The following is a 12,661-nucleotide window of genomic DNA, read 5'->3' on the forward strand; positions in this document are numbered from 1 at the left end:
CCTTGATAAGTTAACTTAATTAAAATTAAAAATTTGGTTAGTATTTTCCTCTGTATAGTGTAAACATGGCTGACTTAGAAAATCATTAATACATATGTGCGTTAAAGGTGAGTCTAAATTTCCTTTCTCGACTTCCATGCGAGCATGTAGTGAGATTTGTCCTTTTTTATCAACAAATATCACGGCAGAATCATCAATATGCCAGCAGGGATATTCATCATCATCTACATAACCTTTTTTAGCAATTTTAATTTGGTACAACGCGCCTAACATGTTTTTATTGGATGATAAAGGAATTAAATTCATCGGCTGGATCGCTAAAGCACGTCGAGAAGGCGTATGTTTCGGTTGGCCATTTTATCTCTAACTAATGCAAGCAACTCTGCATTTTTAATATCAGGTTGAAAGTTAGGGTCTGACTCAATTCTTTTACAAGAAGTGTAAAATTTTTCTATTAAAGGGTTTAAAAAAATAATGGGTTTTGTCTTTTAGAATACATAAAAATTCCTCATATCTTGAGAAGAAAAACGTTAATTTTCCGCTATTTTAATTCTTTTTATAAAAAATAAAACAATTTTAATTTTTAATAATTTGGATTAATAAAATGGCAATTATGTTAGTTCGCATATAACAAAATAAAGGGTTAAATTGACCTTTTAAATAGGCTGAGTTTTTCTTAAAAATAAAAGTAATCCGCCTAAAATAGCAATTATTGCTAATAAAATTAATGAGAGTTTCACCATAATAGCGGCTAGTAAGCCGCCTAAAATACCTGATAAAGATTCTGCTAGAACTTGTAGTGATTGATTATTGCCCATTACCCTACCTTGCTCTTCGCTAGGACTTGATATAGACAGTAAAGTAGCACAAGCAGGTAAGCAGATAGCTAAAGCCACAGAAGTTAAGAATAAGGTAAGCCATAAAAATTTTTCTTGATTCGGTATGATAACTAAAATCATAAAGATTCCCGTCAACAGGGCGGAAACTATAGTCATACTTTTAGCTGAGTAACGTCTAGATAAAAAGCCTGTTAACCATAAATTAGCGAGGATAATAGGTACAGAAACCCAGGCAATAAATTGAGAAAGCTGACCTACCTGCATATGAAACTCATCAACTAAATACATGGGGTAACAGCGAAAAAAGCCAAAAATTGCTAGGTATAATAAGAAATTAATAAGAAATAAAAATCGTAATTTTTTTCAGTAAAAACGGTAGAAAAATTGGTTAATAATTTAGAATAATTAATTTTTTCCTTCTTTTGGGAAGAAACTAACGTTTCTTTAAAAGTAAAAATAATAAAAACTAATAAAATAATTAAACTAATACAACAAAGTTCGAATGGGGTACTGTAATTAAACCATGAAACTAATCTTGAGTCTGCAAGACTTCCACCTATTAAAGGCCCAATAATATAAGCTAAACTAGCACTAAGATAAATATAACCAAAGAGGGTGCTGCGTTCATTTTCCATTGGCTATATCAGCAATAGCACCTTGGGACACAACGATATTCCCTTCGCTAAGGCCCGCCAAAAAGAGGCTAATCATTAATAAGGTTAAGTTCTGGAAATATAATGAGCCAGTGATTATAAAATAGAAAATAGTCGTTAACGCAATTGAGATTATTAATATTTTTCTGCGCCCATAAAAATCAGAAAGCATACCAAGTAGTGGTGAGCCTAAAAACTGACCTAAAGGATATAATGCTAATAAAATACCTAATAATATTGTACGGTAGTACATAGAACTATCTGGAGAAACAAAGCCATGAGCATGAAGAATCATCGGCGTAAATACCGTTATCATTAAGCTATAGCCAACAAAGCCAAAAAAAATAACAAAATATAGAGGCAAGACCTCTAATAATGACTTTCTTTTAGTAGGTAAGTTTTTAAGAGAGTTCATAATTTTTCTAAAATAGGTATTTTTTCTTGCAATACTTTAAGCATAGCAAATTGCATTACTAAGCTTATCCAGAATTTACGTTAAATTAATTTTTTCTAAATTTTTCTGTTCAAATTGATTATAGTTGTGCTATACAATCATTTTTATGGTCAATTTGATTGTTGTGATACTATGCCAAAAATTACAGTTGCTGTTAGTGATAGTCCTGAAGTAGGAAGCCGAAGCGCACCCTCCGTTAAAAAATCCTTTTCTTCTGTAAAGTGTAATGTTGTTGATGCTGATTTCAGAATAATGATGCGAGACATACCTAAAGAAGTATTTGAAGAAGCATATAAAACAACAGAAGGCCGTAAGAAGCTTTTTTTACATGCTAAATATATGGCAACTAAAATCCTTGATAAAGTTGATTGTTTAGCGTTATCAGGCAATGTAGCAATGATTGATCCTGCTTTATTTAATCAGTTACCGGATACTAATAATAATTTCACTTATGATTTATCACGAACTATTGCAGAGTTAGCGTTAATACATGTTGCAACGCAACGAGGCATGCCTATCATGGGAATTTGCGGCGGCCATGAAGCTATTGCTGTTTATTATGAGGGTACATTGAGATCATTAACGCCGGCTGAGTCAAATCAACAAGGTTATATGGCTTATGATAAAATTATTTTCAATACCGAATCTATTTTAGGCCAACTTTTTAATTCCCACGAAAAGAATTTACCCTCTAATTCACCTACCGTGACAAGAAATTTTTTTGGTGCTCATAAGCAAATTGTTGATAAACTTAAGCCATCGTATTTAAAGATAACAGCCCGGGCAAGTGATGGTAAATTAATTGAAGCAGTTGAAGGAAAGTATGGGGCGCCTTTAATTGGCATGCAATTTCATCCAGAAATTACAATACATGGTGTATTCCCTAATGCTAGTAATATGGGCACAGAAGCAGAAAAAAAAGTTTCCCTAAAAATATTTCATTTTTTCTTTAAAGCTGCAGAAGCTTATAACAATAAAAAAAGAGTTAATAGTGAGTTAAAGAAAGTCACTTCAGTATTTTCAGAAGTAACTCACAACGTAGAAAAAGACCTGGTAAGTGTTAAGAATACTATCAAAGAAAAGAATAAAAATGCTATTAAAAAGAGTAAATTAAGTTCAATTAAAGTTGAATCTATAGATCAAAATAATACACCAACTAAAACCTTGTTAAATAACCCAGCAATATTTTGGAAAGGAAAGAAGAGACCTCATTCAGAATTAGAGAATGCACAATGCAATCAAGTGGTGCTAGCTAATACCATGTGAGGATTAAAATCACAAAGTTTGGCTTTGTTACCAAAATTAGCAACTGCTATAAATTCCTGAAAATAAATAAAGGAAAAATTATTTTATATATAACATAACAATTTGTTACTTTTTATTTATTGTCCGGCTTGTCGGCACTCATTTGTAGCAGTTTCACTACATAGCTGTATACAGTTTTTGCCACTATCTTGCTCGCATTTTTGCGTGCAGTCTGCTAAAACTTGTTGTATACAGCGGCTTTGAGCACTCTTGTCTTCCTGTAAATTAAACTCAGCATTAGCATTAGCGTAGCCTACTGAAAGGTAAGTTAAACCTAAAAAGCAAATGCTAGTGACTTTCTGCATACACTTTCTCCCTATTGATAAAAATAAGTTAATTAGGATTAATAGCTCTAAATAAAGTTATTGAAACACTTATTATCCAATTATAGATTAACTAAGGACGGGCAAATGTGGGCGGTAACGGTAAATAAAGATAAACTTTTATATTCTGGATTAAAATAGCTTGTTCATTAAAGTTAATATGAATCACTTTAAAATAAAAAAAGCTAACAATAAACTACTGCCCAATAGAGCTTTACTTAAACAGATTAATCAAAATGTTAATTTTATCCAATAGATTAAGTGTTTTAGTAAGCTCTATATTATAGAAGTTATAAATTTTTTATCTACCCTTTAATTACTGTATGTTGGAGAGGTAGAAATTGCTGCATCTGGCAAAGTGCTTCTGTTTTTTGTGTCATCAATAGCATAAAACCCTATTTTTTTAAGGTTAGCTGTGGGACTTAAGCTTGTAGAGGATGGATTACAAACCTTATCTAATCGATCTAAATGTTCTTCTTGTCGTTTTAAGAGCTCATTATAACGTTCATTAGATAATTTTAATTCTTCCTGAACAGCATGAAGTTTATTTCTTATTTCCTTATTGCTATCTACAAGTTGATCAAGGCCTTTCGATCGATCCATAAGAAATTCATTTATTCGTTCCTTAAAGCTAGCTTGTTGGGATTCATCAGAATTTAAAGTTTTATAGAATTCTTCAGTCGTTTCTCGTAAGGTTTGTGCAACTAAATTAGCTTGTTCTAAATCAATGCCCATTTTAGTTTTAACCTCATCAAGTTCTAAAATTTTAGCTGATAATTGGGCTTGGGATTCCTCATAATCTTGAATCGTTTTTTCTAATTGCAATTTATTTTGTTCTAATAATTTTTTATGTTCTTCAACAGCAGTCGAAAATTTTGCAGACGTTTTTTGTAGCTTTTCTTTTGTTACATCTAATTGTTGTTCGACATCCACTAAATGGCTCACTTGTACTTTTAATTGATCAACTTGCTTACTGAGTTCTTCTACAAGCAACTTTAAATGCTCATTTTCAGTTTGGAATTTAGTTATTTCATTTGCTAAATCTTGTCTTAATTGCTCAAGTGACTCTATAACCGTACCTAACGTATCCGCCAAACTTAAAATACCTGTTTTAAGATCACTTTTATCGTTTTGGCTTTGCTGATGGTGGTTATCTAATAAAAAACTACCTCCTACAAAAGCAAGTAATGAAAATAAACTGATAACAATAAGTACTAAAATATGTGTAATAAAACTTATGGCTAAAAGAGGGACGAAGATAATTGAACCTGCTATAACTTTTTGCCACCAGGGTAATTCACCCCAAAACTTTGCAGCTCTTGATAAGAGACTTCTATTTTGAGCAAATGCATCAATCATCTTATCTAATTCTATTTTAATTTTCGCTAATTGTTCTTTAGTTGAGGTAATTTGATTAAGTTTATCTTGTTTCTCAATTTGCGTGTCTTCTTGGGTAGCGTTATTAAGATCTGAAATAGGATTTTCATGTAGAGTTATTATTTTTTCTTCTGGGTTGTTTTTAATATCTTGGGTTTTCATTCCATGTATTCCTTTATTTTTGTTATGATAAAAACAACTTAATCTTTAAGAAACTGAAGTAATTAGACCCTTTAATAATGAAAGAGCTTAATTACGATTAGTTTTTATTACATTTACAAAAGATACTTATTTATTGATTGATACTCCTTAGTTTTTGTACTTACTTTAACACATTAAGTTTAGAAAAAGATCGATCTTAACTTTAATTAACAATTATAAGCTTAATAAACTAATAATTAGAAGATTCTATAGGTAAGATTTAGTTATAGCATTTCTCACTAAGTTTTAGATAAGTAGCAAGTTCCTTTGGCAACAGAATGTATAAATAAGTTTAGGGCTAAAACAAGCAAGTTTATGATACAGGATAAAGCTTAGTGGGAGGTGCTATAGTTGTAATTATTTATAAAACAATTAAGTATACTTCATAACCATATTCAAAGGTGAAAAATGAATTTTTATCGGCTACCTTTAATTTTACTTATATTAAATACAACTTTCATACATGCCTTACCATTACATTTATTGAAGTATCCAGCTGGATTTAAAATTGATATTTACGCTTATCCTGTACCTGGCGCTCGGCAAATGGCCTTAGGAAATAATAATATTGTTTTTGTGGGTTCAATCAGTGAGGGAAAAGTCTATGCTGTGCTTAAAAACAATAATGATACTTCTGGTACTCGCGTTATAACAATCGCCAAGGGTTTAAATAAGCCTAATGGTGTTGCTTTTTATAAAGGGAATTTATACGTTGCAGAAACTAATCGTATTTTACGTTTTGACAATATTGAGAACCATTTATTAAATCCGCCTAAGCCTATAATCATTAATAATAATTTACCGAGCGAAGATGCACATGGCTGGCGTTTTATACGTTTTGGGCCAGATACTAAACTTTATATCGGTATAGGCGCTCCTTGCAACGCTTGTTTAAGCACAGACATACGTTTTGCTACTATTATGAGAATGGACTCAGATGGTAGTCATTTAGAGGTTTACGCGCAAGGAATACGTAATACAGTTGGTTTTGATTGGGATCCCCTTCACCATAAGTTGTGGTTTACCGATAATGGACGGGATTGGCTAGGCGATAATAGCCCTCCTGATGAATTAAACTATGCACCTAAAAAAGGCATGAATTTCGGTTTTCCCTATTGCCATGGTAAAAATATAGCTGATCCGCAATTTGGGAAATTACGAGCTTGTAATGAGTTTACACCAACAGTATTTGAATTACCCGCTCATGTGGCTGCGCTTGGCGCTACGTTCTATACAGGAAATTTATTTCCAGCTGACTATTATGGTCAACTTTTTATTATTGAGCATGGCTCTTGGAACCGTAAACAAAAAGTAGGTTATCAGGTTGTTACTGTTAAATTAAATGAAAATCAAGTTAGTGAGGTGAAGCCATTTATTACAGGCTGGCTTCAGGGAGATAAAGTGTGGGGAAGACCGGTAGACAGTTTAACATTGCCAGATGGGTCCTTATTAATTTCAGATGATCATGCCAATGTAATTTATCGAGTGAGCTATATAAAAATGTAAGTGCTTAATCTACCTAAATTAATCTTTTATTAAAACAGTGACCTCTCCTAAGAATTATTCTATTTAATAAACTATCATATTATGATTGAGGCGTTGCTGCTGGTAAAATATTAGCTTTTATTGGCGCTTTTTTTATAAAATTAATAAAAACTAAATAAACGCCATTAGTCCAACCAAACCCGGTTTCATTCGTTTTATAACTAAATTTAATTTTATCGACCGTATGAATACTGCGTTCTTCCACATCATATTTTTCAAAGATTGTATGAGCTTGTTCATACCCCTTTTCTACTGTTTTAATAAACCGATTAGCTACATCGTGAGCAAGTTGCCTATAGCCATAATTTTCTAAGCCAAATACGGTAAAATAGTGAAGAGGTGCCCAACCAAATGGCGCATCCCATTGAAGACCAGGATAATGTTTACTGGTCAAAAGTCCGCCTTTTTCAAGAAAATTAGGCAGATTATTAATAAGAGCTTGGGCTTGTTTTTTTGATGCGATACCAGCCCAGAGGGGATAAAAAGTTGTAGCGTATGAATAATTTCGTAGCTTTTTAGTTTTAAAATTATAATCAAAATAATAACCAGTACGTGCATCCCATAAATACCGATTTATCAATTTTGCTCTTCTTTGAGCTCTATTTTTCCATACATTGGCTATTTTTTCTTGCTTTAAAATCGTGTAAATTTCCTGACTTTCTTGCTCCAATTTATAGAGTAAGACATTTAAATCAACAGGGGCGTAATCCATAATTGCGGCACTAAAGGGGCCAAATTTAGCGGTAATATCAAAACCAGATTCTCTAACAGTACGATCGGCACGATAAAATAAAGGCGTTAGTTTTTTAGTATGCTCATTGTAGTAAAGTGTTTTTTCATAATCAGTCACATCATGCGTTTGAAAGTAATCGATTACTTTAGAGTAGTAAGTAGGCGATTCTTCAGGACAGGGTCCTGAACCACCAGCATAATAACGGGAAAGTCCTAATTTTGGTATTAAATGGGGTGGTTGGGTCCAGTAACGATATAATTTATTAATTGCTGGCAGTGTCGATTTTAACCATTCTTTATCTTGAGTTTTATAATAATAAGCAAGAATCATCTCTGTTAATAACGGTGGATGTGAACGCTCTAAATAATATGTTCTGTTGGCATTTAAAATAGTACCATAATGCTTAACTTCATAAATTAAATTATCTACCATATTCTTAGCAAGCTGCAGACGATTGTGCTCTAGTAATCCTAATTCAATAAAGTAGCTATCCCATCCGTACATTTCATTAAATCTACCACCAGGAACCACATAGGGAAAAGGCAAATAGAGCAAGCCATGCTCTTTTATTGAATTAATATTTTTTGGTAAATAGCGAAATTCTATCCATTTTACGGTATCGCTTGGTAGGTGTTGGGTTGCATTTAATTTTACCGCCTCGATATCTTCGCCTTTAGGTACATAGATAATTAGTTTTTCTTCAGGCAATTTGCTATCAAACCAAGATTTAAAAAGATTTCTATTATCACGTGTTAATACATCCCAACTGCGAGAAATATAGTGATGTATTTCATTATCGGCTTCAGGCGTTTGATTGGTAGTTACCGATTCAGCATTTAAGGAAAAACTGTAAAAACAGTTAATAATAAAAAAACTAATTAATAATTTTCGCATCCAACCCTCAAACTTATAAATTTACATAATACTACTAAAATAATGCTGGCAAGCCTAATGCTAGTTACAAGGCTATCTTATTCATCTTAGGACGTTACCGTATAAAGTAGATTTATTAATTTGTAATTTAAACCACTACAAATAAAGTAACTTTCCTAAGATAAATAAGCTTTCTTACGCTAAGGCAGTTCATTATTAACTTAAAATTCTTAAGTTTAAAATTTCATTGTTTCTATTTAATTATTTTATGGCCACTTTCCTAAATTACTGCGACGATTCCACGGATAAACCCCATCTCCAACATTATTAACAACATGCCTAATACCCGTATTATCCCTTCCATCTAACCAAAATAAGACAATATGTTCTAAATCAATTGTCGATTTTAACGGGGATTCAATTGCACTTTCTAGATAAACATTTGTAGCATCACGAAAATAACTATATATACCGGCTCCTAATAGTTGATGTGTGTCAACATAATTCCCAATTTTATAAGATGCGTAGCCATTAATTGAACCATTTTGCCACTCAGCTTGATTAGGTGGGTCATAGGGGATTTCTGATTGGTATTGATAAACCTTACCGTTATTACCATTCCAAACCGTTTGATACTTTTGAAAATGCTCGACCATTAAGTTGTACATTATTACATTATTACCATTAACTGTAATACCATTATTACCTTTGTTAGTATGCCATCCAACATGACTTCCATGGTCAGCACGCCACATCCAAAGATTATCACCAATCACATCATTGCTATTTATTTCTAGACAGCTTTCTGTTTGACCTAACTGGGAAGGCCCCCCAACTCGACAAAAAAGATCATATAGGAAAATAGGATTGCTAGCATGTGATCGATTATTGCACTTACCATCGCCTATTTGTAATAATTTTGATGAGTAGACTGGGCCGGCATCGAATAAAAGTCCTGCCAATTGAATACCACTAAGGTCGTTGACGATCATCGCTGGTTTACCTGTATCGCTAACGAGCGTCGCAAGTCCTAAACCGTAAACAATAGTATTACTTCGTGTTATTCGAATCGAATCATTTAAATGATACACACCCGGCGTGAGTATTAAACATGGATATGTTTGGTTTTGTAAAGCTGAGTTCATTTCCGTTATTGAGTTGCTTGGCTTAGCAATAAAGCAGCTCGTAATAGGAAGAGATTTTCCACTAATATTCCAATCTGTTCCTGTTGCATCTGTCCTCATATTAGGGCGCTTTAAATAGAACTGATTAGCACTTTTATTAAAGTAAATATAAGGTTTTTCTCGTATTATAGGAGCCTTCTCCACAACGGTAATAGAGGGATTAGGCCAAGTTCCATCAGGAACTGCACCAATATCGCCAACAAAGACCATGCTCCAATTTGCACCTTCCCAGCGTCCAAAGGTTGAATTTCGAGTCAACCACTGCTGTTGTGAACCAGAATAAATTCCTCTTTCAATATTAGAATTAGCAAGAAAGCCGCCACTTGAATATCCTATTTCCCATAATCGTAATGAACCTTGTAAAATATTAATTCTACGTAAGAAGGTTGCTTGAGAGACAGCCCAGACATTCTGATCTTTAGGAATAGCATTTGGATAACCTAATGAGCCTAAGGTTGGGATAATAGTAAGATTTTCAGCGCCTCGCCAGAAATTAGTTAATGCGCCTGGACCACGATCAGGATGGCTTGGATCATGCGGAGGCGCATCTTGCGTACGTACAGCACCAGTTATTATTGTATCGTTTGGATTGGCACCTAGTCCTAAAACATGCGTATAATATCCTGTTCTAACATCGATATTTTCATTAGCTCCATATTGGCCTGGCATAAACATAAATGTATAGCGCTGTTCACCGAATTCATTGAAACGCTGTTGTTCGTATATCCGTCTTATCGTGTTATTAATTTCACTAGACTGCATACTGCTATCAAAAATATAAACATTTGGTCCGAAAGGGTTGTCAACTGACTCAGAAAACGCGCAACTTGATATTAACGTTAAAATAACCATGGCGGCATTTTTTTTCATATGAATTCCTTGTTTTTCTATTATCCTGCCAATTAAAAACATCTTATCAATTTGTTCAATACCCAGATAGATTGCCAGATTATTTCCTAAAGGTAAAAAAATCAATCTATTTTGATAGTACACCATAAGAAACAAAAATAGCAGGTCCGCTTTTTTTCAATTTTTTTGATATTTTATTTAGCAATTTACTACCATTTTATTATTATTAAATTTAATCTTTTTGGTCACTTTAATACGGGCAAATGGTTTAGATGTATAAATCCAGTGTGGGGATACATTATAATTTATAAAACTATTGATTAGCATAAAATGAGCGTTAGCGAACGGAATAGGAGTTTGCATAATAATCCTTATGAGTTATATTTCTAAACGTGATTAATGAGGGGTATTAGATTTATTCGTCCGTTAGGCATTTTACTTTAGACATTTAGATAGTTTATTTAAATTCTAATAATTAAAAGTAAGCTATACTATTAAAATTTATTTAATGGTAATAATGATGTTACAGCCTACTAAAATTAACATAGAAACACTTATTCTAGTTGCAATTTGGGAGACACCCTTTATCTTTCAAGGATGTTTTCAAATTATCGAATCAACAAGTGAAATAAAAATTTTGTATTTTTTTCGTTGTCAGTATGTTAATTCAGATACTATTAATACAATTAACAATGATTTCTCACCTTATGATTATGAATTTTCTTATCTACACGATGAAACTAATTTGATTTCCTTAGATAATCTGGATGAGGCAAGTGAATTTGCTATCTATGTTCTTAAGTATGTTTTACATACAACATTATTAGAAATGATAAAACATAAGCAAAAAAATTTAATTTTTATTGATGATATGGCTATGGAGGCGATGATTGAAAGAATAAAGCCTGCTATAAAACATAATGTATTAACCAATATAGATGACGATTTAGGATTTGCTACTTCAATTGAATTTATGACACAGGAAAAATCAGCACAGTTAGCGGCAAATACATTACTTACCAAGTTTGCCGAAAAAAAACTTAGCAATATAAGTTTTCATTGATTGAGTTTACTTAATTTTATTAATTATTCTTTATGGTGGCATAATTTTAACGGGCCTTTAAGCATTTACTCACAACTTAAATGATATTATTTTTTCGCCCCATTACTACGATCTGTACTAATTACGTAAACCATTTTATCTTTTAGCATTTCTTTTGGGGCGCTATTTCTTAAGAAAAATTTTTTAAGAAAAGTTTTCATAACAATTCCTTTAAATAATTAAGCAATAACTGTTTTCAGATATATCATCGTCTTTAAAAAAATAAACTTTAGGATTTTAGTAAAAAACACCTCATTTTTTATAGCATTAACAATTGGTCTTTTTCTAAACTGCCATTGATGGCTAATCTTGCTAAAAAAGATTTTTAAAATACTTATATATTGCACATACACTGTGCTTTTTCAGATTTTTGGGTACTAGCCTTCTCTCATCACTGCCAATTTGGAAAAAGGTCTATTGAATTATTTTATATTCTTAAATAGAATCGAACTTCTTTTAATTTATACTATAGGACGTTTATGTTAGGGAAAATAAGTTCAAGTCTTCTTCTTTCATTAAGTATTACACCGTGTTTTGCAGGCTTTTATATTGGTGCCAGTACTGGTCCTGAAGGCGCACTTTTTTTTCAACGTTCACATGTTACACGTACTACTATTTATGCTACAGATAATTTTGACGTTATTGATAAAAATCGTTTTGCAGGTGTAGGTGTGTTTGGCTCAATTTTTGGCGGCTATGGCCGAGCTTTTGATCGATTCTATTTAGCTGCAGAAGGTAATGCAAATATAAGTTCACTTGAATATAAGCTTACTAATGATGAATATTTACGTGGTAACTTTTCTAAGACAACCTTTACGATTAAACGTAGCTTTGGCGTAAGTTTACTTCCAGGTTATTTTCTATCAGAAAATACTCTATTTTATGGACGAGTTGGCTATGCTAATGGGCGGCTTAAAATTCGTGAATCTGATCCAAGTATAAATAGTAGCAAGAATGATTTAGATGGCATTCGCTTTGGGTTAGGTGTAAGACATGCATTTGCACCTCACTGGATTGGTATGATGGATTATAGTCAAACTCACTATGATCACGTAAAGAGTCGTACTTTTGATCCTTTTGGCTCTGTTGCTAAACATACAAAAATTACCCCCTATACTGCTCAAGTTGCCTTTGGTTTAATCTATAGCTTTGATCAGCCTCCTGTGCCCGTTTATGTAAAATGATTTAGTTCAATTGCTCCATAATGGGGCAATTTCGATAAT

The 12,661-nt window shown here is 32.6% G+C and carries 12 protein-coding genes; 4 read left to right on the forward strand and 8 right to left on the reverse strand.

Translation table 11 applies throughout. The annotated features are described in order from the left end of the window. Positions 1 to 15: 15 nt before the first annotated feature. The 4 genes from DYH30_RS05795 to DYH30_RS05810 all read right to left on the reverse strand — a co-directional run bounded on the left by DYH30_RS05795 (position 16) and on the right by DYH30_RS05810 (position 1,907). Positions 16 to 306: a hypothetical protein gene (locus DYH30_RS05795; RefSeq protein WP_115330740.1), complete on the reverse strand. Its 291-nt coding sequence runs from the start codon at positions 304 to 306 to the stop codon at positions 16 to 18. 350 nt (positions 307 to 656) lie between these two features. Continuing rightward, positions 657 to 1,127, reverse strand: a complete 471-nt coding sequence (locus tag DYH30_RS05800; RefSeq protein WP_242604639.1) for an MFS transporter — start codon at positions 1,125 to 1,127, stop codon at positions 657 to 659. A 29-nt stretch (positions 1,128 to 1,156) separates the two neighbouring features. Further along, positions 1,157 to 1,474, reverse strand: a complete 318-nt coding sequence (locus DYH30_RS05805) for an MFS transporter (protein WP_115330742.1) — start codon at positions 1,472 to 1,474, stop codon at positions 1,157 to 1,159. Further along, entirely contained in the window at positions 1,464 to 1,907 is a 444-nt protein-coding gene (locus DYH30_RS05810; protein WP_115330743.1) for an MFS transporter, read from the reverse strand. Before DYH30_RS05810 ends, DYH30_RS05805 begins: the two co-directional genes overlap by 11 nt. A 171-nt stretch (positions 1,908 to 2,078) precedes the next feature. Between DYH30_RS05810 and DYH30_RS05815 the strand changes: the two genes are divergently transcribed. Next, entirely contained in the window at positions 2,079 to 3,212 is a 1,134-nt protein-coding gene (locus DYH30_RS05815; RefSeq protein ID WP_131740583.1) for a gamma-glutamyl-gamma-aminobutyrate hydrolase family protein, read from the forward strand. Between the two features lie 116 nt (positions 3,213 to 3,328). Here the strand turns inward: DYH30_RS05815 and DYH30_RS05820 are convergent, their stop codons facing one another. Together DYH30_RS05820 and DYH30_RS05825 are read right to left on the reverse strand one after the other, a co-directional pair. Continuing rightward, positions 3,329 to 3,556, reverse strand: coding sequence for a hypothetical protein (locus DYH30_RS05820; RefSeq protein ID WP_115330745.1), 228 nt, complete (start codon positions 3,554 to 3,556; stop codon positions 3,329 to 3,331). A 330-nt stretch (positions 3,557 to 3,886) separates the two neighbouring features. Further along, on the reverse strand, positions 3,887 to 5,113 hold the full coding sequence (locus tag DYH30_RS05825; protein ID WP_115330746.1) for a LegC2/C7 family Dot/Icm T4SS effector: 1,227 nt from the start codon (positions 5,111 to 5,113) through the stop codon (positions 3,887 to 3,889). Positions 5,114 to 5,560: 447 nt separating this feature from the next. Between DYH30_RS05825 and DYH30_RS05830 the strand changes: the two genes are divergently transcribed. Then, positions 5,561 to 6,658: a PQQ-dependent sugar dehydrogenase gene (locus DYH30_RS05830; protein WP_115330747.1), complete on the forward strand. Its 1,098-nt coding sequence runs from the start codon at positions 5,561 to 5,563 to the stop codon at positions 6,656 to 6,658. A 79-nt stretch (positions 6,659 to 6,737) separates the two neighbouring features. Here the strand turns inward: DYH30_RS05830 and DYH30_RS05835 are convergent, their stop codons facing one another. Both DYH30_RS05835 and DYH30_RS05840 read right to left on the reverse strand, forming a co-directional pair. After that, positions 6,738 to 8,324: a trehalase family glycosidase gene (locus DYH30_RS05835; RefSeq protein WP_115330748.1), complete on the reverse strand. Its 1,587-nt coding sequence runs from the start codon at positions 8,322 to 8,324 to the stop codon at positions 6,738 to 6,740. A 245-nt stretch (positions 8,325 to 8,569) separates the two neighbouring features. After that, the gene (locus DYH30_RS05840; RefSeq protein ID WP_131740585.1) at positions 8,570 to 10,357 is read right to left on the reverse strand and encodes a hypothetical protein; all 1,788 of its coding nucleotides are present in this window, start codon (positions 10,355 to 10,357) and stop codon (positions 8,570 to 8,572) included. Positions 10,358 to 10,853: 496 nt separating this feature from the next. Here DYH30_RS05840 and DYH30_RS05845 point away from each other — a divergent pair, with 496 nt between their 5' ends. After that, positions 10,854 to 11,399: a hypothetical protein gene (locus tag DYH30_RS05845; RefSeq protein ID WP_131740587.1), complete on the forward strand. Its 546-nt coding sequence runs from the start codon at positions 10,854 to 10,856 to the stop codon at positions 11,397 to 11,399. A 518-nt stretch (positions 11,400 to 11,917) separates the two neighbouring features. Continuing rightward, positions 11,918 to 12,622, forward strand: a complete 705-nt coding sequence (locus DYH30_RS05850; RefSeq protein ID WP_115330751.1) for an outer membrane protein — start codon at positions 11,918 to 11,920, stop codon at positions 12,620 to 12,622. Positions 12,623 to 12,661: the final 39 nt, after the last annotated feature.

It is taken from the genome of Legionella busanensis, from assembly GCF_900461525.1.
Classification (GTDB): Bacteria; Pseudomonadota; Gammaproteobacteria; order Legionellales; family Legionellaceae; genus Legionella_C; species Legionella_C busanensis.

What these genes read in the sequence shown, in the direction of transcription:
- DYH30_RS05795 (WP_115330740.1), bottom strand. Translation starts at nt 306, where the DNA reads ATGAATTTAATTCCTTTATCATCCAATAAAAACATGTTAGGCGCGTTG.
- DYH30_RS05800 (WP_242604639.1), bottom strand. Translation starts at nt 1,127, where the DNA reads ATGTATTTAGTTGATGAGTTTCATATGCAGGTAGGTCAGCTTTCTCAA.
- DYH30_RS05805 (WP_115330742.1), bottom strand. Translation starts at nt 1,474, where the DNA reads ATGGAAAATGAACGCAGCACCCTCTTTGGTTATATTTATCTTAGTGCT.
- DYH30_RS05810 (WP_115330743.1), bottom strand. Translation starts at nt 1,907, where the DNA reads ATGAACTCTCTTAAAAACTTACCTACTAAAAGAAAGTCATTATTAGAG.
- DYH30_RS05815 (WP_131740583.1), top strand. Translation starts at nt 2,079, where the DNA reads ATGCCAAAAATTACAGTTGCTGTTAGTGATAGTCCTGAAGTAGGAAGC.
- DYH30_RS05820 (WP_115330745.1), bottom strand. Translation starts at nt 3,556, where the DNA reads ATGCAGAAAGTCACTAGCATTTGCTTTTTAGGTTTAACTTACCTTTCA.
- DYH30_RS05825 (WP_115330746.1), bottom strand. Translation starts at nt 5,113, where the DNA reads ATGAAAACCCAAGATATTAAAAACAACCCAGAAGAAAAAATAATAACT.
- DYH30_RS05830 (WP_115330747.1), top strand. Translation starts at nt 5,561, where the DNA reads ATGAATTTTTATCGGCTACCTTTAATTTTACTTATATTAAATACAACT.
- DYH30_RS05835 (WP_115330748.1), bottom strand. Translation starts at nt 8,324, where the DNA reads ATGCGAAAATTATTAATTAGTTTTTTTATTATTAACTGTTTTTACAGT.
- DYH30_RS05840 (WP_131740585.1), bottom strand. Translation starts at nt 10,357, where the DNA reads ATGAAAAAAAATGCCGCCATGGTTATTTTAACGTTAATATCAAGTTGC.
- DYH30_RS05845 (WP_131740587.1), top strand. Translation starts at nt 10,854, where the DNA reads ATGATGTTACAGCCTACTAAAATTAACATAGAAACACTTATTCTAGTT.
- DYH30_RS05850 (WP_115330751.1), top strand. Translation starts at nt 11,918, where the DNA reads ATGTTAGGGAAAATAAGTTCAAGTCTTCTTCTTTCATTAAGTATTACA.